Source organism: Solwaraspora sp. WMMD406, assembly GCF_029626025.1.
Taxonomy (GTDB): Bacteria; Actinomycetota; Actinomycetes; order Mycobacteriales; family Micromonosporaceae; genus Micromonospora_E.
In genome coordinates, this window is record NZ_JARUBF010000001.1 from 3,525,369 (window position 1) to 3,548,406 (window position 23,038).

At 71.5% G+C, this 23,038-nt stretch carries 17 protein-coding genes; 7 read left to right on the forward strand and 10 right to left on the reverse strand.

Annotated features, from left to right (window positions below):
• The 5 genes from O7632_RS15835 to O7632_RS15855 all read right to left on the reverse strand — a co-directional run bounded on the left by O7632_RS15835 (position 1) and on the right by O7632_RS15855 (position 3,700).
• Complete coding sequence (locus O7632_RS15835; RefSeq protein ID WP_278115168.1) at positions 1–762, reverse strand: SDR family oxidoreductase; 762 nt, start codon at positions 760–762, stop codon at positions 1–3.
• Between the two features lie 68 nt (positions 763–830).
• A complete protein-coding gene (locus O7632_RS15840) occupies positions 831–1,286 on the reverse strand; it encodes a hypothetical protein (RefSeq protein ID WP_278115169.1) in 456 nt (151 codons plus the stop codon).
• A complete protein-coding gene (locus tag O7632_RS15845; protein WP_278115171.1) occupies positions 1,283–2,104 on the reverse strand; it encodes a DUF692 domain-containing protein in 822 nt (273 codons plus the stop codon). The genes O7632_RS15840 and O7632_RS15845 overlap by 4 nt, the downstream gene beginning before the upstream one ends.
• Positions 2,101–2,979: a TIGR04222 domain-containing membrane protein gene (locus tag O7632_RS15850; RefSeq protein WP_278115173.1), complete on the reverse strand. Its 879-nt coding sequence runs from the start codon at positions 2,977–2,979 to the stop codon at positions 2,101–2,103. The genes O7632_RS15845 and O7632_RS15850 overlap by 4 nt, the downstream gene beginning before the upstream one ends.
• A gap of 130 nt (positions 2,980–3,109) precedes the next feature.
• Positions 3,110–3,700 carry a TetR/AcrR family transcriptional regulator gene (locus tag O7632_RS15855; RefSeq protein WP_278115175.1) on the reverse strand — a complete coding sequence of 197 codons (591 nt, stop codon included), beginning with the start codon at positions 3,698–3,700 and terminating at the stop codon, positions 3,110–3,112.
• Positions 3,701–3,817: 117 nt separating this feature from the next.
• On the opposite strand from O7632_RS15855, the gene O7632_RS15860 reads away from it, so the two are divergent.
• Positions 3,818–4,462, forward strand: coding sequence for an HAD-IA family hydrolase (locus tag O7632_RS15860; RefSeq protein ID WP_278115177.1), 645 nt, complete (start codon positions 3,818–3,820; stop codon positions 4,460–4,462).
• 22 nt (positions 4,463–4,484) lie between these two features.
• On the opposite strand, the gene O7632_RS15865 is transcribed toward O7632_RS15860, so the two are convergent.
• Together O7632_RS15865 and O7632_RS15870 are read right to left on the reverse strand one after the other, a co-directional pair.
• Positions 4,485–4,730 carry a DUF2630 family protein gene (locus tag O7632_RS15865; RefSeq protein ID WP_278115179.1) on the reverse strand — a complete coding sequence of 82 codons (246 nt, stop codon included), beginning with the start codon at positions 4,728–4,730 and terminating at the stop codon, positions 4,485–4,487.
• 85 nt (positions 4,731–4,815) lie between these two features.
• A complete protein-coding gene (locus tag O7632_RS15870; RefSeq protein ID WP_278115180.1) occupies positions 4,816–7,611 on the reverse strand; it encodes an aconitate hydratase in 2,796 nt (931 codons plus the stop codon).
• A gap of 277 nt (positions 7,612–7,888) precedes the next feature.
• Here O7632_RS15870 and O7632_RS15875 point away from each other — a divergent pair, with 277 nt between their 5' ends.
• The 4 genes from O7632_RS15875 to pulA all read left to right on the forward strand — a co-directional run bounded on the left by O7632_RS15875 (position 7,889) and on the right by pulA (position 15,710).
• Positions 7,889–8,278: a hypothetical protein gene (locus O7632_RS15875; protein ID WP_278115182.1), complete on the forward strand. Its 390-nt coding sequence runs from the start codon at positions 7,889–7,891 to the stop codon at positions 8,276–8,278.
• Positions 8,279–8,339: 61 nt separating this feature from the next.
• Positions 8,340–9,163, forward strand: a protein-coding gene (locus O7632_RS15880; protein ID WP_278119771.1) for an IS5 family transposase whose coding sequence is annotated in 2 segments (ribosomal slippage) — positions 8,340–8,679 and positions 8,679–9,163 — 825 coding nt in all. Because the reading frame shifts where the segments join, the coding sequence is not laid out codon by codon here.
• A 147-nt stretch (positions 9,164–9,310) separates the two neighbouring features.
• Positions 9,311–10,015, forward strand: a complete 705-nt coding sequence (locus O7632_RS15885; RefSeq protein ID WP_278115184.1) for a cellulose binding domain-containing protein — start codon at positions 9,311–9,313, stop codon at positions 10,013–10,015.
• Between the two features lie 190 nt (positions 10,016–10,205).
• The gene (pulA, locus tag O7632_RS15890; protein ID WP_278115186.1) at positions 10,206–15,710 is read left to right on the forward strand and encodes a pullulanase-type alpha-1,6-glucosidase; all 5,505 of its coding nucleotides are present in this window, start codon (positions 10,206–10,208) and stop codon (positions 15,708–15,710) included.
• A gap of 115 nt (positions 15,711–15,825) precedes the next feature.
• Here pulA and O7632_RS15895 read toward each other — a convergent pair whose 3' ends face one another.
• The gene (locus O7632_RS15895; RefSeq protein WP_278120089.1) at positions 15,826–17,292 is read right to left on the reverse strand and encodes an aminopeptidase P family protein; all 1,467 of its coding nucleotides are present in this window, start codon (positions 17,290–17,292) and stop codon (positions 15,826–15,828) included.
• A gap of 128 nt (positions 17,293–17,420) precedes the next feature.
• On the opposite strand from O7632_RS15895, the gene asnB reads away from it, so the two are divergent.
• Complete coding sequence (asnB, locus tag O7632_RS15900) at positions 17,421–19,421, forward strand: asparagine synthase (glutamine-hydrolyzing) (RefSeq protein ID WP_278115188.1); 2,001 nt, start codon at positions 17,421–17,423, stop codon at positions 19,419–19,421.
• Between the two features lie 99 nt (positions 19,422–19,520).
• Here asnB and O7632_RS15905 read toward each other — a convergent pair whose 3' ends face one another.
• Positions 19,521–20,576, reverse strand: coding sequence for a lytic polysaccharide monooxygenase (locus tag O7632_RS15905; protein WP_278120091.1), 1,056 nt, complete (start codon positions 20,574–20,576; stop codon positions 19,521–19,523).
• A gap of 546 nt (positions 20,577–21,122) precedes the next feature.
• Between O7632_RS15905 and O7632_RS15910 the strand changes: the two genes are divergently transcribed.
• Complete coding sequence (locus tag O7632_RS15910) at positions 21,123–22,052, forward strand: carbohydrate kinase (RefSeq protein WP_278115190.1); 930 nt, start codon at positions 21,123–21,125, stop codon at positions 22,050–22,052.
• A 60-nt stretch (positions 22,053–22,112) separates the two neighbouring features.
• Here O7632_RS15910 and O7632_RS15915 read toward each other — a convergent pair whose 3' ends face one another.
• A complete protein-coding gene (locus tag O7632_RS15915) occupies positions 22,113–22,943 on the reverse strand; it encodes an MBL fold metallo-hydrolase (protein ID WP_278115192.1) in 831 nt (276 codons plus the stop codon).
• Positions 22,944–23,038: the final 95 nt, after the last annotated feature.

Below are 23,038 nucleotides of genomic sequence, written 5' to 3' on the forward strand. Positions count from 1 at the left end.
TCAGGGGTACGGCAGGGCGCCACCGTCGACCGGCAGCGTGATGCCGGTCAGGTAGCTCGCCGCCGGGGACAGGACGAAGGCGGCCACCCGGCCGAACTCCGCCGGCGTGCCCAGCCGGCCGAGCGGGATCGCGGCCTCCGCCCGCTCGCGGGCCTGCTGCGGATCGTCCGCCGACGCGAACAGTTCGACGTTGCGGTCCGTCATGATCCGGCCGGGTAGCAGACTCACCAGGCGCACGCCGCGTCGGGCGTACCCGTCGGAGAGTTCCTTGGCCACGGCGGCGAGACCGGGTCGCAGCCCGTTGGAGATGCCCAGCCCGGCCAGCGGCATCCGTACCGAGGTCGACAGCACCAGCGCGATCGCGCCGCCAGCGGGCAACTCTGCACCGATCGTGCGCACCGCCCGTACGGTGCCCAGGAAGACGGTGTCGAAGGCGTGCCGCCACTGGTCGTCGCCGGCCGCCGCCGCCACGGCCGGAGCCGGTCCGCCGACCGAGATCAGCGCCCCGTCGAGGCGGCCGTACCGGTGTGCCGCTGTCTCGACCAGGCGGCGGGCGGTGTCCGGTGCCGCTAGGTCGGCGGTGACCCCGACCGCGCGGTCCGGTCCACCCAGTCGGGCCACCGCGTCGTCCAGCCGGTCGGCGTCGCGGGCGGCGAGCACTACCCGGGCGCCCTCGGCGACCAGGCATTCGGCGGTGGCGAAGCCGAGTCCCCGCGATGCGCCGGTGAGCACGTACACCCGGTCGGTGAGGCTCAGATCCATCCCCGGATCCTGCTACACGGGACGTTCTCGACCGCCGCCGCCCCCCGGCGATCCACGCCGATCTGGGGTCAGGACCGGCCGAGTCGCCGGACCTGTCCGGCGATCTGCACCACGAGGCCGCCGGGAACCCGACGCAACGCCGGCAACCGGCGTGTGCGCGGCGCGGAGCGGCCGTCGTAGCGCCATCCGGCTTCCCGTTCGGCGAGCTCTCCCGCCGCGAGGCGAGGCAGCGCGCCGGCGTCGGCCAGGGCGCGGGCGAAGTCCCAACCATCCCGCCAGCCGCCGTCGGGGGATCGGGCAGCGGCCCAGGTGACGAAGTCTGCCGGCCACCGGGGTCCGAGCGCGGCGGCCAGCAGCGGCCAGTGCCGGGCCACCTCACCGGCGCGCTTGCGCAGCAGTGCGGCACGGGCCACGGCCAACCGGGACTGGTCGAAGCCGGCCGGGTCCGCTGCCCCGTGTACCAGGGCGGCCACCAGCGCCCGCTGTGCGGCGGCGAGGTCGTCGGCGGACGTCGGGTCGGTCACGTGATCGGTGCGACGCCCGCCGCGCGGGCGATCGCGTCGAGTTCGTCGCGGAGCGCGTCGGCCGGCGGGTAGTGGCCGTCGCGTTCGAGCAGCACCGCCGGCGGCCGTCGCCGGGCGCAGAGTTCGCCGAGCAGGTCCAGCACCTGCGGGGGTACGGCCTCGGTGTGCGTGTCGTGGTAGATGCCGTCCTGGTCGGCGGCACCACCGGCGACGTGCACGTAGGCGACCCGCTCCAGTGGCAGCCGGTCGAGCACGTCGACCGGGTCGGTGCCCCGGTTGCGGGCGTTGGCGTAGACGTTGGCGACGTCCAGCAGCAGCAGCGCGTCGGACCGTTCGCAGATCTCGGTGACGAAGTCGGGTTCGTCGAACTCGTCGTCGGGCCAGTCGAAGATCGCCGCGATCGGTTCGAGGGCGATCGGGACCGGGAGTTCGTCTCGGACCCTGGCCACGTTGGCGACCATCGCGTCGACCGCCGCGCGGGTCCGGGGCAGCGGGAGCAGGTGTCCGGCTTCCACTCCGGCGGAGCGGACGAACGCGATGTGTTCGCTGACCAGCGGCGCGTCCAGCAGTTCGGCGGCGCGGGCCAGCCGGGTGACCCGGTCCGGCTCGACCGGTTCGGCGCTGCCGAGCGAGAGTCGAACCCCGTGCGGTACGACGGTCACCCCTCGCGCGCGCAGGGCCGCCAGCTCCGCGTCGATCGGCCCGTTCGGTGGGATCGACTCGGCGATCACTTCGGTGAACCGTAGGCCGGGCAGGCCGGCGACGACGCCGGCGATCTCCGGTCGCCAGCCGATGCCGAGTCCGTAGTCGGCGGTCATCCTCCGCAGCCGCCCCCGCAGCCGCCGCCTCCGCAGCCGCCACCTCCGCCGTCGCCCCCGCCGTCCGAGCCGCCTCCGCCGTCGCCGCCGCCGGTGGAGGTGCGTTCGATCTCGGCTTCGGCGGCGAACGCCGGGTCCATCGACCACAGCGCCATCGCGCCGAACAGTCCGACGCCCATGGCGGCACCGTCGGCGCCGTAGGACGAGTACGCCGGCTTGCGTGCTGGGGCGAGATAGCTGTGCAGGTTCCGCATGTTCCGCAGGGCCGACCGGCCGGTCCGGGTCGTCCGGGGGACGGTGAACCACAGCACCAGTCCCACCGGGACGGTGACCGCGAGGAGCAGCAGCAGGTAGCCGATCGGACGTCCGTTGGCGATCCCGGCGACCAGGCGGACCACTCCGACCGCTGCCAGGACGAGCATGGCCGCCGCCAGCCGTCGGGCGGTCCGCCGCTGGGGCCCGGTCACCGCGAGTCCGGCCGTTTCCAGTCCTTCCCGCAGTTGCTGAACGGACTGCGCGACCCAGTGGTCGGTGGCGAGGTCACGGGCGCGGACCTGGTTGGTCGCCGCGTGGTACACCGCCCGGTCGAGGTCGGTGGCGCCGACGGGCAGGGGACCGGCGGTGGCCAGGTGGCCGCTGTGGGCCATCGCGATGGCTCCGGTATTGCGCAGTTTCGCCAACGTGGCGTACCGGGCCAGTCGCTCCCCGCCGTTGAGGAACGCCACCTGCGCCCCGGTCAAGGTCGAGTACACGACGTCGCGTCCGCCGAGGACGGTCCGGCGGAACACCAGGTTGGCCACGAACAGTCCCAGCGCGGCCAGCCCGAACATCTGCAGGAAGAGGGGGCCGGGGATGCCCCAGGTGTCTGCTGCCATCGTGCTGCCTCCGTTGCCCGATGTCGACGAGCTCCGCTGCGCCAAGGGATACGCGGCGGATCGCGGCCTCATTGTGCAGCAGCCGTGCCAGCGGCCGACATCGTGCGGTTAGCCGTGCCAGCGGCCGACGTCAGCCGGCGGGATGCGGGGTGGGCCGGCGGACCGCCTCCTCGACGAGGTCGAGCACGGCACCGAGGTCACCGGCGGGTCGACCCATCGCCAGGTGCAGGACCAGGCCGTCGTAGGCGAGCTCAAGGAAGCGGGCGAGCACGTCGATCGGTACGTCCTCGCGAAGCACTCCGGCGTCGCGTTGCCGGTGCAGCCGGTCCCGGGTGGCTTCGGCGATCGCCGCCGATCGGGCGGCCCAGCGTCGGGCGAAATCCGGATCGGTCCGCAGCCGGCGGGACACCTCGAGTTGACTGCCGAGCCACCCCGCCGTGTCCGGGGACAGCGCCCGCCCGAGTAGGTCCCGCATGACCTGGACGAGGCCGTTGCGGGCGACCGTCTCGACCATCGCGGCGGCGTCGTCCTCGGCGACGGCGAGGAACAGCGAGTCCTTGTCTCGGAAATGGTGGAATATCGCACCCCGGGACAGACCGGTCGCTTCTTCCAGCCGCCGGACCGTGGCACCCTCGTAGCCGTGCCGGGCGAAGCAGACGCGCGCGGCGGCGAGGATCTCCTGGCGGCGCGCGTCGAGCTGGACCTGACTCACCCGAGGCATGGTGTGATCGTGTCAGGTGCGCGGATAGCGTGCAATCCGTACGTACGGCTTGCTAGCTGGGTCAGTTAACACAACAGGACTGTCGGCGGATGCGTACTGTCGCGTAAGGTGCGGCCCGTGCCACTCCTGCTCCTGGATCTGGACAACACCCTGCTCGACCGGGCCGGGCCGTTCCGTGTGTGGGGTCAGGCGTTTCTCGCCTCGATCGGGGCACCGCCCGACGACATCGACTGGCTGGTGTCCGTCGACGCGGACGGACTGACCGACCGGTGGGACCTCGCCGACGCGATCCGGGACCGATACCGCCTGCGGATGTCGGCGATCGACCTCGTCGAGGCACTGCACGACGGCGTGGTCGAACACACCCGCCTCGACCCGCTGGTCGCCTGCACCCTACGGATCGCCCGCGACGCCGGGTGGATTCCGGTCGTGGTCAGCAACGGAGCCGTCCGGCAGCAGGAAACCAAGATTCGCCGTACCGGCCTGGACCGCTACGTCGCGGACTGGGTGATCTCCGAGGCGGCCGGGGTGAGCAAGCCCAATCCTCGGATCTTCGCGCTCGCGGCACAGAGCGTCCGGATGCGGCTGCGCGGGGCCTGGATGATCGGCGACAGCCCGGAGGCCGACATCGGTGGTGCCGCCGCCACCGGCCTGCCGAGCGTGTGGCTGCACCGGGGACGCAGCTGGATGGACGACCGGTTCGCCCCGACCCGGGAGGCAGCCGGGGTGATCCCCGCCGTTGCCACGGTGCTGGCCAGCTGACCAGCCCTCGCCAATCCCGCGCCTACTGCAGGTAGCTTTCCACCTCGCCGGTCGGGCGGGGCGCGACGTAGTCCGGGTCGGTGCCGGCCTGCCGCGCGGCCCGGCGTCGACGCAGCAGATCCCAGCACTGGTCCAGGGCTTCCTCGACGGCGCGGAGCCGGTCGTGTTTCTGGTCGGCCGACAACTCGCCGGCGGTGAACCGGGTGCGCAGCTCGTGCTCCTCGTCGACCAGCTCGTGGATCCGGGCCAGTACCGTCCTGTCGTCCATGCCAAGAGCTTGGCACACGACGGCGGCGGGCGGTGACCGGACCGGTCACCGCCCGCCGCCGTCTCACCTCGGCCGGGAGCTGGTCTCAGCCGGCCAGCATCTTGCGCAACACGTACTGCAGGATGCCGCCGTGCCGGTAGTAGTCGGCCTCGCCCGGGGTGTCGATGCGGACCACCGCCTCGAACTCCACGCCGCTGTCGGTGCGTACCGTGACCGTACGCGGGGTGGTGCCGTCGTTGAGCGCGGTCACGCCGACGATGTCGAACGTCTCGGTGCCGGTCAGCCCGAGCGACGCGGCGTCCTGACCGGCCGGGTACTGCAACGGCAGCACCCCCATGCCGATCAGGTTGGAGCGGTGGATCCGCTCGTACGACTCGGCGATCACCGCCCGTACGCCGAGCAGCATGGTGCCCTTGGCGGCCCAGTCCCGCGACGAACCGGAGCCGTACTCCTTGCCGGCCAGCACGACGAGCGGGACGCCGGCCCGCGCGTACGCCACCGAGGCGTCGTAGATGGTGGTCTGCTCACCGGTCAGGTGGTCGACGGTGAACCCGCCCTCGACGCCCGGCACCAACTGGTTGCGCAGCCGGATGTTGGCGAAGGTGCCCCGGATCATCACCTCGTGGTTGCCGCGCCGCGAGCCGTACGAGTTGAACTCGTGCCGGGGCACCCCGTGTTCGGTGAGGTAGCGACCGGCGGGGGAGTCCGCCTTGATCGACCCGGCCGGCGAGATGTGGTCGGTGGTCACCGAGTCGCCCAGCTTGGCCAGCACCCGGGCCCCGGTGATGTCGGCCACCGGCCGTGGCGTCGGCGCCATGCCCTCGAAGTACGGCGGCTTGCGCACGTAGGTCGACTCGTCGGCCCAGGTGAACGTGTCGCCGGTCGGGGTGGGCAGCGACTGCCAGCGTTCGTCACCGGCGAACACGTCGGCGTACGCGGCTCCGAAGCCGGCCGCGCCGATCGCGCCGGCCCGGACCTGCTCGATCTCGGCGTTGCCGGGCCAGATGTCGCGCAGGTACACCGGCTCGCCGTCGGAACCGGTGCCCAGCGGCTCGGTGGCCAGGTCGATGTCCATCGTGCCGGCGAGGGCGTAGGCGACCACCAGTGGCGGCGAGGCCAGGTAGTTCATCTTGACGTCCGGGTTGATCCGGCCCTCGAAGTTGCGGTTGCCGGACAGCACCGACACGACGGTCAGGTCGTGCTCGTTGACGGCGGCGGAGATCTCCTCGGGCAGCGGCCCGGAGTTGCCGATGCAGGTGGTGCAGCCGTAGCCGACCAGGTGGAAGCCGAGCTTCTCCAGGTACGGGGTGAGCCCGGCCCGCTCGTAGTAGTCCATGACGACCTTCGAGCCCGGCGCCAGGGTCGTCTTGACCCACGGCTTGCGGGCCAGGCCCCGGTCGACGGCGTTGCGGGCCAGCAGCGCGGCACCGAGCATGACCTGCGGGTTGGAGGTGTTGGTGCAGGAGGTGATCGCGGCGATCACCACCGCGCCGTGGTCGAGTTCGAACTCGGTGCCGTCGGCGCCGGTGACCCGGACCGGCTTGCTGGCCCGACCGCCGGCGCCGAGCGAGGCGCTGATCAGCTCGTGCGGCTTGTCCGCCGGGTCGTCGGCGCCGTCGACGGCCGGTGGATCGCTGGCCGGGAACGACTCGACGCTGGCCTCGTCGGCGTGGCCGGCCACGGTCGGCGTCGGCTCGTCGGAGACGTAGTCGGTCAGCGCGGAGCGGAACATGGTCTTGGCGCTGCCCAGCGGCACCCGGTCCTGCGGGCGCTTCGGCCCGGCCAGCGACGGTTCGATCGCCGACAGGTCGAGCTCGAGGCGCTCCGAGTAGTGCGGTTCGGCGGCCGGGTCGTGCCAGAGACCCTGTTCCTTGGCGTACGCCTCGACCAGGGCGACCTGGGCGTCGTCGCGGCCGGTGAGTCGCAGGTAGGTGATGGTTTCGGCGTCGATCGGGAAGATCGCGACGGTCGAGCCGTACTCGGGTGACATGTTGCCGATGGTGGCCCGGTTGGCCAGCGGGACGGCGCTGACACCGGGGCCGTAGAACTCGACGAACTTGCCGACCACGCCGTGCTGGCGCAGCATCTCGGTGATGGTGAGCACCAGGTCAGTGGCGGTGGTGCCGGCCGGTGCCTCGCCGGAGAGCTTGAAGCCGACGACCCGGGGGATCAGCATGCTGACCGGCTGGCCGAGCATGGCGGCCTCGGCTTCGATGCCGCCGACGCCCCAGCCGAGTACGCCGAGTCCGTTGACCATGGTGGTGTGCGAGTCGGTGCCGACGACGGTGTCCGGGTAGGCCTGACCGTTGCGTTCCATGATCGTGCGGGCCAGGTATTCGATGTTGACCTGGTGCACGATGCCGGTGCCGGGCGGCACCACCTTGAACTCGTTGAACGCGGTCTGTCCCCAGCGCAGGAACTGGTAGCGCTCCTTGTTGCGGCCGTACTCCAGCTCGACGTTGCGGGTGAAGGCGTCCTCGCGGCCGAACAGGTCGGCGATGACCGAGTGGTCGATGACCAGTTCGGCCGGCGCGAGCGGGTTGACCTTGGTCGGGTCGCCGCCGAGGTCGCGGACGGCTTCCCGCATGGTGGCCAGGTCGACCACGCAGGGGACGCCGGTGAAGTCCTGCATCAGCACCCGGGCCGGGGTGAACTGGATTTCGACGCTCGGCTCCGCGGTCGGGTCCCAGCCGCCGAGTGCCCGGATCTGTTCGGCGGTGACGTTGGCCCCGTCCTCGGTGCGGAGCAGGTTCTCCAGCAGGATCTTCAGGCTGTACGGCAGGTGTTCGTGACCCGCCACTGTGTTGATCTTGAAAATCTCGTAGCTCGCGTCGGCGACGCGTAGCTGGCTCTTCGCACCGAAGGTGTCGAGGCTCGCCACGTCGGACTCCTTACCGCTGTGTCGCTGGTCGTCCTGGCAGTCTTTCGTACGGATCGCCGCGCTGTCCGGGTGAGGTGACGCTTACCCCGGGAGCGGCCTCGGCTCCGTATCGAAACCGTACGTTATCAAAACCGTACGTCCGTCTTGCTATTGCTGCAACCCCGGTGCCGGGTGCTGGGACACCGGCCGCCCGCCCGCCGCTGTCTGCTCCGGAGCCCGCCGCCCGTTCCGGACGGGACGGGTTTGCCGTCGAGACCGCCCGGGCACCTGGGGTGGCGTGGACACCTCGACCCGACTCGACGCGTTGACCGACTTCTTCGACCGGTACGGCGCGGCGGTGACCGCTGGCGACCTGCCGGCCATCGCCGGCTGCTTCGCGTCGCCGGCGATGGTGGTCGCGGACGGGTACAGCTTCTCGTTCTCCTCGCCGGCGGCGGTGGCACTGTCGTTCGTCGGTGCCGCACCCGACTACCAGCGACAGCGGATCGTCGCCGCGCACGCCCGCTTCGCGGAGGTCCGGCCGGTCAGCGTCGGCCTCGTCGCGGTAGGGGTCGAGTGGGAGTATCTGGATGCCGCCGGTCGATCGGTGCCGGGGCGGCATTTCCACTATCTGTTGCGTCTCGGTCGCGATGGGGTGCGTATCTGTACTGTTACCCCACTCGACTAAGACCGTGTGTCGTTTGGGGTTGTTGAAGTTCAAGGTCATTCGTTGACGTGGTGTGGATGACGTGGAGAAGTACTGCCCCGACGCGTTGTGGCACCTCGCGCGGCCGTTGCTGCCGCCGCACCCGGAAAGGCACCAGGGCGGCGGCCGGCGGCGGACCGATGACCGGGCGATGCTCGCGGCGATCCTGTACGTACTGGAGTCCGGCTGCTCGTGGCGCAAGCTGCCCGCCTCGTTCCCGGTCCACTGGCGCACCGCGCACCGCCGGTTCGCCGAATGGGTCGAGGCCGGGGTGATGACCGCCCTGCACCGGGCGACGCTCGATGTCCTCGGCGCGGCCGGGCGGATCGACTGGTCGAGGGTGAGTGTCGACAGCATGCACGTACGCGCGGTGAAAAGGGGGACCTGACCGGGCCCAGCCCGGTGGACCGGGGCAAGCCCGGCTCCAAGATCCACGCCATGAGCGACCGGGGCGGGTTGCCGCTGCACGTGGGCGTCTCCGCCGCGAACCTCAACGACCACCGGATGCTCGAGGACATGGTCGACGGCGTCACACCAGTGCGTCAACCGGTCGGCCGGCCGCGTCGACGACCGGCCAAACTCCACGGCGACAAGGGCTACGACTACCCCGAATGCCGCGACCTGCTGCGCGCACGCGGCATCGTCGCACGGATCGCGCGCAAGGGCGTCGAGTCGTCGAAGCGGCTGGGCCGGCACCGCTACGTCATCGAACGCTGCCTCGAGTGGATGACCCGGTTCCGACGGCTGGTCCGCCGCTACGACCGCAAGGCTTCCCACTACCTCGGATTCCTCCACCTGGCATGCGCTCTGATCTGCTACCGCCGCGCCGACCGACTCAACCTGTTGACCAGCAACAACCCCTACTGACACACGGTCTAAGCGAGGGTCAACTAACCCTTTTGCGCAGCGGGTCTGAATCGCTACTCTCTCGCGGGACGTCGTTGCGCTAAGGGGGCCATCGTGGACGGCAGACACGTCGCGCGTACCGTGTGGACCCCCGCCAACGTGATTGCTATGGCACCGTGGGTAGTCGTCCTGAGTGGACTCGGGGTGATGGTGCTCATCTTCCTCGTGGCGGCGGGCTGCGTACCGATGCAGTCGCGGGCCACCGGTGAAGTACCGCCGCCGGATCTCGTCACCCCCGCGCCCGAGCCCCGGCCGGCCGCGTCACCGCCGATCAACACCGGTGGGCAGCTCGTCGCCGTCGCGCCGCCGCCGTCCGGCCAGGCGATCCTGGCACCCGCGCCGCCGTCACCGTCGTTGACGCCGTCGGCGCCGGTGATGCCGCCGCCGGCGGCCAGCACGCCACCGGCTGCCTCCGCGCCGGCGCCACCGCCGGCCACCACGGCCGCGCCGCCTCCGCCGCCACCACCGGTCGAACCGAAACCGAATCATGATCTGGTCGGCCGGTACCGGGTGCTCGACCAGTATGGCGACGCCTTCATCGCCGAAGTGCTGGTGGTCAACACGTCGAGTCGAGATCAGGACTGGACGGTGACGTTGCGGTTTCCCCGAAACGTCGGCCGGCTCTACGCCGCGTGGGTCGAGGGGGCACCGCAGGCGTCGATGACTCGATCGGGATCCGACTATGTGTTCCGCGGCGGTGTTCCGGTCGGCGGACGTTCCTCGGTCCCACTGCGATTCCACTTCGAGCGGCACGGTTCCGGAGCGAGACCAGACCGCTGCGCGGTGAACGGCGCCGGCTGCCTGATTCGCTGATCCGTCGGCCTCTCGACCTCTCGACCCATCCGAACGTCGCCCCCCTGGGGTGGGTGCCGGGTGCCCGGTTCGGGGCACCGATTTGCTCGGATCCTGCAATATCCCTGCCGGTTTCGATCAGCTTTGCAAGGCGTTGCAGAATCTTGCAGCAAGGGCTAGCGTGCGGTCATCCTCCACAGGAAGGCCGTCGATGGAAGCCGCACCCTCCCGTCCGCGTACCCCCCGCCTGTCCCTGTTCGCCCTCGCCGCCGTGCTGGTCGCGACGCTCGTCGCCGTTCCCGCCGCCGCCCGTCAGACGGCACCGGCAACCGGACTCAGCCCCACCGGTGCGCCGCAGTGGGCCGGCGAACCGTCGGCGGCGACCCTGGCCGCAGCCGCCGCTGGCGCCGGTGCCGACGACCGGGCCCGCAACGAGCAGTTCTACTTCCTGCTGCCCGACCGGTTCGCCAACGGCAACCGGCGCAACGACCGGGGCGGGCTGCGCGGCGACCGGCTCACCACCGGCTACGACCCGACCGACAAGGGGTTCTACCAGGGTGGCGATCTCAAAGGCGTGATCGACAACCTGGACTACATCGACGGACTCGGTACCACCGCGATCTGGCTCGCCCCGGTCTTCGCCAACCGCCCGGTGCAGGGCAGCGGCGACGACGTCTCGGCCGGCTACCACGGCTACTGGATCACCGACTTCACCCAGGTCGACCCGCACTTCGGCACCGTCGCCGACCTCAAACGCCTGGTCCGGCTGGCCCACCAACGCGACATCAAGATCTATCTCGACGTGATCGTCAACCACACCGCCGACGTCATCTCCTACGCCGAGGACACCTACGGCTACGTCGACAAGGCCACCGCCCCGTACCGTGACGCGCAGGGCCGCCCCTTCGAGGACCGCCACTACGCCGACGGCAGCCGCGCCTTCCCCGACGTCGACACCGACTCGTTCCCGTACACGCCGGTCTTCGCCGACCGGGCGGACGCCCGGGTCAAGGTCCCGGCGTGGCTCAACGACCCGACGATGTACCACAACCGGGGCGACAGCACCTTCGCCGGCGAGAACAGCGAGTACGGCGACTTCTTCGGCCTCGACGACCTGTGGACCGAACGCCCCGAGGTCGTCGCCGGCATGACCGAGATCTTCGCCGACTGGATTCGCGACACCGGCGTCGACGGCTACCGCCTGGACACCGTCAAGCACGTCAACCTGGACTTCTGGCCGCAGTTCAGCCAAGGCGTCACCGCCGCCGCGCAGCGGGCCGGTAAATCCGACTTCTTCATGTTCGGCGAGGTCTACTCCGCCGACGCCGACGTCACCTCCACCTACGTCCGCCAGGGCGGACTGCCCGCCACCCTCGACTTCGGCTTCCAGGAAGCCGCCCGCGCCTACGTCGCGGCCGGCGAATCCGCCGGCACCCTCGCCGACCTGTACGCCCGCGACCCGCTCTACACCGCCCGGGACACCGACGCCGGCCGGCTGCCGACCTTCCTCGGCAACCACGACATGGGCCGGATCGGCACCTTCATCGCCGACGGCGACACCGACCCGGCCAGCCATCTGCGCCGGGACCTGCTCGCCCACGAGCTGATGTTCCTCACCCGTGGCCAGCCGGTGATCTACTCCGGCGACGAACAGGGCTTCACCGGAGCCGGCGGCGACAAAGACGCCCGGCAGACCATGTTCGGCTCCCGGGTCGCCGACTACCTCGACGACGACCTGCTCGGCACCGACCGTACCCACGCCGACGACCAGTTCGACCGCGACCACCCGATCTACCGGGGCATTTCCGCTCTCGCCGACCTGCGCGCCGCGCACCCCGCGCTGCGCGACGGCGTCCAGATCACCCGGTACGCCGCCGACGGTCCCGGCGTCTTCGCCTTCTCCCGCATCGACCCGGCCGACCGCGTCGAATACGTCGCCGCCGTCAACAACGCCACCACCGCCCAGCAGGTCACCGTCGACACCTGGTCGGCCGGCGCGCACTTCCGGGGCGTCTACGGCCAGACCGGCGCGGTCGCCGCCGCCGACGACGGCCGGATCACCATCACCGTGCCCGCGCTGTCCGCCGTCGTCTACCGGGCCGGCAACGCCATCGGCGTCCCGCCGGGCAAGCCCGGCGTCAGCCTCACCGCACCGGCTGACGGGGCCGCCGTCGCCACCCGCGCCGAGATCGACGCCACCGTCGTCGGTGACCCGCTCGCCGAGGTCACCGTCGCCGTCCGGGTCGGCACCGGCCCGTGGACACTGCTCGGCCGGGCCGGCCACGCCCCGTACCGGATGCACCACGACCTCACCGGTTTGGCAGCCGGCACCCGGGTCGAGTACAAGGCTGTGGTGCGCGACGACAAGGGCCGGACCGCCACCACGAAGACCACCGCGAGGGTGGGCACCCCGCCGCAGGGTGACTCCCGCGACTGGCTGGTGGTGCACTACCAGCGGCCGGCCGGCGACTACGCCGACTGGGGCCTGTACGCCTGGGGCGACATCGACCCGGACTGGCAGACCCCGTGGCCGACCGGCCAGCCGTTCGTCGGCGAGGACAGCTACGGGCGGTTCGCCTGGGTGAAGCTGGCACCGGGCGCGACGTCGGTCGGTTTCCTGGTGGTCGACGCCGACGGCGTCAAGGACGTCGAGGCGGACCGCGTCGTCGATGTCTCCGCCGCCGGTGAGGTCTGGCTCAAACAGGGCGATCCGACCATCTATCCCAGCCGTCGCGACGCCACCGGGGAGCCGGACCCGCCGGTCGACGACGGTGCCGCCGTCCTGCACTACAGGCGCGCCGACGGCGACTACACCGGCTGGGGCCTGCACGTCTGGGACGGTGCCGCCACCCCGACCGACTGGGCCGACCCGCTGCCGCCGGCCGACCGCGACGACTTCGGCGTCACCTTCCGGGTGCCGCTGGCCGACGGCGCCACCGGACTGAGCTACATCGTCCACCGGGGCGACGACAAGGACCTGCCCACCGACCAACGGCTCGACTTCGCCACCGTCGGCCGGGAGGTGTGGCTGCTCGCCGGCGACCCGCGCCGGCTGCTCCCACCGGCCGCCACCGCCGACCGGGACCTCGACCTGACCGCACGACGGGCGCACTGGATCGACCGGTCCACCATCGCCTGGGTCACCGGCCCGACCGACGGCAAACGCTACGACCTGGCCTGGGCACCGGACGGCGGCCTGGGCGTCGACGGCGACGAGCTGACCGGCGACCACTCCTCGATCCGGCTGACCGCGCAGCGCAACGGGCTCACCGAAGCCCAACGGGCCGCGATGCCGCACCTGTGGGCGCACCGGGCCTTCACTATCGACAGACGCGACCATCCGAAGCTGCGGGGCGCGCTGCGCGGCCAGCTCGCGGTCACCGAACGCGACCACGAGGGCCGATTGCTCGCCGTCACCGGGGTGCAGATCCCCGGCGTCCTCGACGACCTGTACGCCACCGCCACCACCGCCCCGCTCGGCGTCACCTTCACCGGGCGGCGGCCCACCCTGTCGGTCTGGGCGCCCACCGCCCGTACCGTCGCCCTGGAGCTGTTCGACCGACCCGACGTCGCCCCGCGTACGGTGCCGATGCGCCGCCACGAGCAGACCGGCGTCTGGTCGGTACGCGGCGAACCGGACTGGTACGGCCGCTACTACCGCTACCGGGTCGACGCCTGGCAGCCCGCCGCCGGGCGGATGGTCACCGCCTCGGTCACCGACCCGTACGCGGTGGCGCTGGCCGCCGACTCCACCCACAGCCAGATCGTCGACCTGGCCGACCCGGCGTTCGCCCCGCCCGGCTGGGCGCGGCTGCGCAAACCGGCGGCGGTGCCGGCCGGCCGTACCCACATCCAGGAGGTGTCGGTCCGCGACTTCTCCATCGCCGACGACAGCGTTCCCGCCGGGCGGCGCGGCAGCTACCTCGCCTTCACCGATCCGGACACCGCCGGCATGCGGCACCTGACGTCGTTGGCCGACGCCGGCGTCACCCACCTGCACCTGCTGCCCACGTTCGACTTCGCCGCCATTCCGGAGCGCCGCGCCGACCAGGCCAGCCCGGACTGCGACCTGGCCGCGCTGCCGCCGGACTCACCGCGCCAGCAGGAGTGCGTCGCGGCGGTCGCCGACCGCGACGGCTACAACTGGGGCTACGACCCGCTGCACTACACGGTGCCCGAAGGCGGCTACGCCACCGATCCGGACGGCGCGGCGCGGACCAGCGAGTTCCGGCGGATGGTCGCCGGGATCAACGACGCCGGGCTGCGGGTCGTGCTGGACGTGGTCTACAACCACACCTCGGCCGCCGGGGTCGACCGGCACTCGGTGCTCGACCAGATCGTGCCCGGCTACTACCACCGGCTGCTCGACGACGGCAGCGTGGCCACCTCCACCTGCTGCGCCAACACCGCCCCGGAACACGCCATGATGGACCGGCTGGTCGTCGACTCGGTGGTCACCTGGGCCAGGGCGTACAAGGTGGACGGGTTCCGGTTCGACCTGATGGGCCACCACCCCAAGGCCAACATCCTGGCCGTACGGGCGGCGCTGGACACGCTGACGCCTGCCCGCGACGGGGTCGACGGCCGGAAGATCCTGCTCTACGGCGAAGGCTGGGACTTCGGCGAGGTGGCCGGCGACGCCCGGTTCGTCCAGGCCACCCAGCTCAACATGGCTGGCACCGGGGTCGGCACCTTCACCGACCGGCTGCGGGACGCGGTACGCGGCGGCGGTCCGTTCGACGTCAACCCCCGGGTGCAGGGCTTCGCCACCGGCCTGTTCACCGACCCCAACGGTGACCCGGTCAACGGCAGCGCCGCCGAGCAGGAGGCCCGGCTGCGTCAGCGGCAGGACGTGATCAAGGTCGGGCTGACCGGCAACCTGGCCGGGTACGAGTTCACCGGCGCGTCGGGGGACCCGGTCACCGGCGCCGACGTGGACTACAACGGCGCGCCGGCCGGCTACACGGCGGCACCGGGGGAGGCGGTGACCTACGTCGACGCGCACGACAACGAGATCCTCTATGACGCGTTGGCGTACAAGCTGCCGGCCGGCACCTCGGCCGCCGACCGGGCCCGCGCCCAGGTGCTCGCCCTGTCCGCGGTGGTCTTCGCGCAAGGGCCGGGGTTCGTCACCGCCGGCAGTGAGCGGTTGCGGTCGAAGTCGCTGGACCGCAACTCGTACAACTCGGGGGACTGGTTCAACCAGATCCGCTGGGACTGCGCCGCCGGCAACGGGTTCGGCGCCGGACTACCGCCGGCTGCCGACAACGCCGACAAGTGGCCGTACGCCGGCCCGCTGCTCGCCGATCCGGCGCTGGTCCCGGACTGCGCCACGATCGAGGCGACCGCCGCCCGCTACGCCGAACTGCTGCGCGTGCGCCGATCGTCGCCGGTGTTCGCCCTGGAGACCGCGCGGGAGGTGCAGCAGCGGGTCAGCTTCCCGCTGTCCGGCCCGGCCGAAACCCCCGGGGTGATCACCATGCGGCTGCGCTCGGCCGGGCTCGACGAGCGCTGGCAGTCGATCACGGTGATCTTCAACGCCACCCCACGGACGGCGACCCAGCGGCTGCCGGAGCTGCGCCACACCGCGACGCGGCTGCATCCGGTGCTGCGTGACTCGGCCGACCCGGTGACCCGCTCGGCGGCGTTCGACCGGTCGACCGGCACCTTCACCGTGCCGCCCCGTACGGTCGCCGTCTTCGTCCAACCCGGCTGATCCCGGCCCGCCGGCGGGCCGGGCGGGTCGGGTCGGGCTGGCGGATCCGCCAGCCCGACCCGACCCGCAGGCGTGGCCGGTGTCACCTGGTCAGGGCAGCCGGTCTGGGCGCGGGTCAGGGCAGTCGCGGTCCGGCGTCGCGCTGGGCGGCGAGCCAGGCTTCCACCTCGTCGGCCTGCCGGGGCAGCCCGGCCGACAGGTTCACCGCGCCGCCGGCGGTGACCAGCACGTCGTCCTCGATCCGGATGCCGATGCCGCGCAGTTCCGCCGGCACCAGCTCGTCCTCGGGCTGGAAGTAGAGTCCCGGCTCGACCGTCAGCACGTATCCTTCGCCGAGTTCGCCGTCGCGGTAGCGTTCCTTGCGGGCCCGGGAGCAGTCGTGCACGTCGATGCCGAGCATGTGTCCGAAGCCGTGCAACGTCCACCGGCGGTAGACGGTCGACTGTGTGTCGAGCGCCTCGTCGACACTCACCGGCAGCACGCCCAGTTCGGCCAGCCCTTCGGCGAGGACCCGCATGCAGGTCTGGTGGACGTCGCTGAACTTCACTCCCGGCTTGATGAACTCCATGCCGGCCTGCTGGGAGGCGTACACGATGTCGTAGACCTGTCGCTGCAGGGCGGTGAACCGGCCGGAGACCGGCACGGTCCGGGTCACGTCGGCGGTGTAGAGGTGTTCGCCCTCCACACCCATGTCCATCAGCAGCAGCTCACCCGGTCGGGTACGGCCGTCGTTGCGGATCCAGTGCAGGATCGTGGCGTGCGCTCCGGCGCCGACGATCGAGCTGTAGCCGACGTCGTTGCCGTCGTGCCGGGCCCGCAGCGCGAAGACTCCTTCCAGCAGCCGCTCGGCGACCGGCCGGTCCGTCGGCAGCACCCGGGCGACGTCCTCGAAACCCCGGACGGTGGCGTCGATCGCCGCCTGCAGCTGGGCGATCTCCCATTCGTCCTTGACCAGCTTGGCCTCGGAGATCGCCGTCGCCAGCTCCCGGTCGCGGGCCCCGGCGTCGTCGCCGCTGTCGTACGGCAGCACCGCGGCGTCCACCCGCGCGTCGAATCCGCGCAGCACCCGGGCCCGGGCCGGGGCGACGCCGGCGAGCGCCTCCGGCAGCGCGCTCAGCGCCACGGTTTCCAGGCCCAGCTCGGTCGACTTCTCGGCGAGGGTACGGCGGCGGCCGACCCACAGTTCGCCGTCGCGGCTGCGGAAGAACTCGTCGGTGTCGCGCGACGAGCGCTGCCGGGTGTAGAGCACCGCGTCGTGCCCGTCGGCGGTCGGGTGCAGCACCAGGACGCTGTCGGGGTCGTGGTCGCCGGTCAGGTACGCGAAGTCGCTGCCCGGCCGGAACGGGTAGTCGGTGTCGTTGGCCCGTACCTTCTCGGTGCCGGTCGGGATGATCAGGGTCTCGCCGGGGAAGGCCGCCGCCAGCGCGGCCCGGCGCCGGGCGTAGTGGGGTACCTGCGGGTGTGGTCCGACGGGCAGCGGGTCGTCGCTCCAGCCGGTCCGCATGAACTGCAGCAGCTTCTCCGGGTAGTCCGGATCGTGTGACTCCGTGCGGGGCTGCTCGGCGACCACCTCGGCCGCCATCTCCGTCTCCGCGCCAGCGGGGTCGCCGGTCGCGGTGACCTCGATCTGATCTTCGCTCATCTGCCGTCCTCCCACGGTTGGGCGTACTCGACGGTACCGCGTGACCGGCCCGTGGAAAGATGTCTGCCATGTGCGGACTCCTGGCCTTTTTCAGCGCTCGCGGTGACGCCGGCGCGCACCGCGACGCGATCGCCCACGCGTTGGAAAGCCTGCATCACCGTGGCCCGGACGAGACCGGTGTGGAGGTGGTCGGCGACCCGTCCACGGGATGGGCGGACGCGGTCTTCGCGCACAAGCGGCTGGCCATCATCGACGTGGCCTCCAGCCAGGAACCGCTGGCCTACGCCGACGGGCGTTACCTGCTGACCTTCAACGGCGAAATCTACAACTACATCGAGCTGCGGGACCAGTTGGCGCGCGAGTTCGGGGCCCGGTTCGCCACCGCCGGTGACGGCGAGGTGATCGTCGCCGGCTACCACTACTGGGGCGAGAAGGTGCTGCACAAGCTGCGCGGCATGTTCGCCTTCGTGATCTGGGACCGGCAGACCCGCCGGGCCTTCGGCGCCCGCGACTACTTCGGCATCAAGCCGCTGCACTACCTGCAGACCCCGGACGGGATCTACCTCGCCTCGGAGAAGAAGGCGCTGCTGCCGTTCTCGGCCGCCGCGACCGCCGGGGACGCCGGGGTCGACACCGCAAACCTGTCGCACTATCTGACCCTGCAGTACGTTCCCGAACCGCGCACGCTGCACTCCGGGATCAGCCGGATCGGCTCCGGGGAGTGCCTGACCTGGTCGCCGCCGACGTTGGACCCGGCCGGCGGGACGGCACCGGGCCCGGCCGGCGGGGTGCAGGTGCGCCGCTGGTACCAGCCGATTTTCCGGCCCACCCCGACCCCGGACCCGCAGCGGCTCTACGACGAGATCCGCGAGACGCTGCGGGAGAGCGTACGGATGCACATGCGGTCGGATGTCCCAGTCGGCGCGTTCCTGTCCAGCGGGATCGACTCGACCGCCGTGGTGGCCCTGGCCCGGGAGTTCAACCCGAACATCCTGACCTTCACCGTCGGCTACGACGTGCCGGGCTACTCGGAGATCGAGGTCGCTCAGGACTCGGCCCGGCACCTGAACGTCACCACGATCCCGACCAAGATCGGGCCGCAGGACATGATGGAGGCGCTGCCCCGGATCGTCTGGCATCTCGACGACCCGGTGGCCGACCCGGCGCTGGTGCCGTTGTACTTCGTGGCGAAGAAGGCCGCCGAGCACGTGACGGTGGTGCTGTCGGGGGAGGGCGCGGACGAGTTCTTCGGCGGCTACACCATCTACCGGGAGCCGCTGTCGCTCGGTGCCGTGCACGGCTTGCCGGATCCGATGCAGAAGGGACTGCGGGCGGTCTCGAAGGTGATCCCGCAGGGGGTCAAGGGCAAGAGCTTCCTGGAACGGGGCACGACGCCGATCGAGGAGCGCTACTACGGCAACGCGCGGATGTTCACCGAGGAGGAGAAGCGGCATCTGCTGCGCCGCTACGACCCGTCGGTGCGGTACACCGACGTCACCGCGCCGATCTACGCCGAATGCGCGCAGCTCGACGACGTCACCAAGATGCAGTACGTCGACCTCTACACCTGGCTGCGCGGCGACATCCTGGTCAAGGCGGACCGGATCTCGATGGCGCATTCGCTGGAGGTGCGGGTGCCGTTCCTGGACCGCGACGTGTTCGACGTCGCGGCCAAGATCCCGGTGGAGCTGCGGCTGCCGCCGCGCTCGGACGCCACCAAGTACGCGATGCGTCAGGCGTTGGCGACGGTGGTGCCACCGGCGATCGTCAACCGGCGCAAGCTCGGTTTCCCGACCCCGACGCGGGTCTGGTTGCGGGGCGAGATGTACGAGTGGGCCCGGCACGTCTTCGCTACCTCGGGTGCCGGCGAACTGCTCGACCTGTCGTACGCGATGCGCCTGCTCGACGAGCACAAGCGGGAGGAGGCGGACCACTCCCGCAAGGTCTGGACGGTGCTGGTCTTCTGCATCTGGCACGCGATCTTCGTGGAGCGGTCCCTGGATCCGGGCATCCAGCGCAACCAGTCGGCGCTGTTGACCAAGCCGGTGGTCGGGTCGATGGTGTCCTGACGTTCTCGACCCGGAACGCGCCGGTGCCCGGCAGCGCGCGAGCGCTGCCGGGCACCGGCTTGTTTCGTGTTGGCCGTGCGGGTGGCCGCGTGGCGTGGATCAGGAAGCCGTGCAGCTCACCGTGGGTGTACCGGAGGTGCCGTTGGCGGTGAACCCGAACGTCGTCGAGGCGTTCGGCGCGAGCGTGCCGTTCCACGACGCGTTGCGGACGGTGATGCTCGATCCGCTGAGGGTGTGGGTGCCGCTCCAGACGCTGTTGATCGTGACGCCGCTACCCAGGTTCCAGTTGGTGCTCCAGCCACCGATGCTGGCGGTGCCGGTGTTGCGGACGGTCACCTCACCCTGGAAACCACCGCTCCACGAGCCGACGGTCCGGTAGGTGGCGGAGCAGCCGCCGGACGGCGCCGGGGTGGTGGGGGCCACGGTGGTCGGGTTCGGGCCCGGCGTGGTGGGGTTCGGACCCGGGGTGGTCGGGGCCGGGGTCGGCGTCGGGTTCGGGTCGATCGGGGTGCCCCGGATGCCGGTCACCTGGCCGTTGCCGCCGTCGAAGGTCACGTCGGAGCAGCCGTAGAAGTTCTCCTGGCTGTCCGAGCGCACCCAGTGCGAGTAGATGATGTGCCGGCCGCTCTTGTTGCTCGGCAGCCGCCCGCTGAAGTAGTAGTGGCCGTCGTTGGTGCCGACCGCGCCGCGCTGCGGCGGGTTGGTGACGGTCAGGAACGGGGTGGCCTCCAGGTCACTCCAGGCCAGCGGCCGGGTCGGGCTCCAGCTGTCCTTGGTCACGTAGAAGTAGAACGTGCCCGGGTGGTGCGCCCAATTGCTGTACTTGAACTCCATGGTGGCGCCGGCGGTCAGGTGGGTCAGCGGCCAGTCGTTGCGGGCCAGGTTGAAGCCCGAGAAGCCGGTGTTGCCACCGGCGCAGAGCTGGCCGTCCGGGATGAACCCGGTGGTGCGGCCGGCCGCGTCGGAGCGCAGCACGCTGAACCAGTTGTACAGCGAGTTGGAGCCGCTCTGGTTGACGGCCGCGGAACAGGCCGGGTTGGTCGGGCGGATCTGACCGGTCTGGTCGAGGCCGTCCACCCAGCACAGGTACGTACGGCTACCCGGCGTCATCGCAGCACCGTGCGCGGAAGCCGAGTTAGGGGTCACCACCGTCAGTAGACCGGCGGTGAGCGCGGAGGCGGCAGCGACGACCGCCACTCTGCGTAGAACGTTCACCGAGAACTCCTTTGATTGCCCGTTCGCGTGGTCGATCTGATGGCGGACCTGCGGACAAGGCGATGGGTCGGACAATGCGTAAGGTGCCCGAACGCGAGGAGGAACGGCCGTCGACCGGCCTGCGTCGGCAGGCATCAGTGACGGAGCGTCCGATGGGACGGGTGCACGCCCGCGTGGTTCCCGGCTAGACCAATTGCGGTACGTCAGCCCCCGTACCGCGTCGGTAATCGATATCCCATCATATCCGCGCCAGGAACGCAATAGTCGGCCCTCTATGTCCAGGTCAACGGCCGCATCGACGCCGCCAGCTGTCGAACCGACCGCCACCGGGTTGTCCCGCCACCGTCCAGTCCCGCCACCGTCCAGTCCCGCCACCGTCCAGTCCAGGCAGCGGCCGCCGTGGTGCCGGCCAGCGCCGCGTGGTGCCGGCCAGCGCCGGCCGGGCTGGCACACTGCGAGGTGATCAGCTGCTGGAAGGAGGAGACAATGCGGTACGCGGCGGTGCTCGGTGAGGCCCTGATCGACCTGCTCGACAGCGAGTGTGACGGCGCGCCCGTCTACCGGCAGGTGATCGGTGGAGCACCGCTGAACGTGGCGGTCGGCGTGGCCCGGCTCGGTGGCGCGGTCGAGTTCGTCGGTTCGCTCGGCGACGATCCGCTCGCCGAGCGGATCCGGGCTTTCCTGACGGCGGCCGGGGTCGGCGGGCGGGGCGTCGTCACGCTGGGTGTGCCGACGACGCTGGCGGTGGCGACGTTCTCCGGCGCGGAACCGGACTTCCGGTTCTACGGCGATCCGCCGTCGTACGGACTGCTCGCCCCGACCGACGTCGACGAGCGGCTGACCGGCGACGCCGCCGTCCTGTACTGCGGTTCCATCGCGCTGCTGTGCGAACCGATGCTGGCCACCGCCCGCCGGTCCTGGGCCGCCGCCGGTGGTCTGCGGGTCTTCGACCCCAACGTCCGGCCCCGGTTGCTGCCCGACGCGGCCGCCCTGGCGGACTTCCGGTCCGTGGTGGCCGAGTTCGCCGCCACCGCAGACCTGGTCAAGCTCAGCGCCGCCGACGCCGAACTGCTCTACGACGGTGCCGACGCGGCGACCGCCGCCAAGCTGTTGCGCGACCTCGGCGCGGGCGCCGTCGTGGTCACCCGGGGCGCGGTGGGAGCCCTGGTGGACGCGGCCGGGCAGCAGCTGGCCGTACCGGCGCCGACGGTGGCCGCGATCGACGCCACCGGGGCCGGTGATTCGGTGATGGCCGCCCTGATCGCCGAGCTGCTCGCCACCGGGGCGCCGGCCGACGCCGCCGGCTGGGCCACCCACGTGGAGTTCGCCCTGCGCGTGGCCGGCCTGGTGTGCGAGTCGCCAGGGGGAGCGGTCTCCATGCCCACCCGCGAGGCGGTCGCCCGGCGGTTCGCCTGACCGTCCGGGCTCTCGCCGGACCTCCGGGCCCGCCGGACCGTCGCGTGCGTCCGAGGTGGGTCAGGCGCGGTTGGCCAGTTCGGCGTAGCCTCGGGCCACTGCCGGGGCCGCCACCAGCGGGTCGTACGGCGCTTGTGCGGCGACCCGCTCGATCGGGGCGTCGTCGGCGTGTCCGGCCCGGATCAGCCACTCCAGCGCGACCAGTTCGCTGTGCTGGGCGGCGACGAAGTCGCGTCCGACGCGGTCGCCGTGTCCCGGCACCACCACGCTGTCCGGGCCGAGTTCGCGCAGCAGTTCGGCGAGGGTGTCCGGCCACTCCAGCGGGTAGGCGTCGGTGAACGACGGTGGCCCGGACTGCTCCACCAGGTCACCCGCGACCAGCACGTCCGCGTCCGGTATCCGGACCACCAGGTCGCCCACGGTGTGACCGCGTCCGGGGTGCCACAGCTGGACCGTACGGCCGCCGAGGTCGACAGACTCGGTACGGGCGACGGTGTGATCGGGCGGCCGGACCGTCGCGTGCCGCAGCGCCTCGGCCAGCCGGGGATGGGTCGGGGCCATTTCCTGGTACGCCTCGGTGCGAATGGTCTCGACCGGCCGGTGCAGCAACCGGGCGGTCTCCTGGTGGGCCCAGATGGCGGCCGGCGGATCGCCGGCGACGAGCTCGTTGCCGAAGCAGTGGTCGAAGTGGTGGTGGGTGTTCACCACCGACCAGGGCAGGCCGGTGACCTGTCGGGCGGCCCGGATCAGCTCGGTGGCCTCGTCGGGGGTGCTGAGGGTGTCGACGACCAGTGCGGCCGCGTCGCCGACGATCAGGGTGACGTTGACGTCGAGGCCGGGTTGGCGAAGCACGTACACCCGGTCGGCGACCTCGGTGAAGCCGACGCTCACCTGGCCACCGCCCGGTTTCCAGCCGGCGGCGTGCCGCCACCGTCCGGGCCGCCACCGTCCGTGGTCTCCGTGCCTGGCGGGGGCGGGCGGTCGAA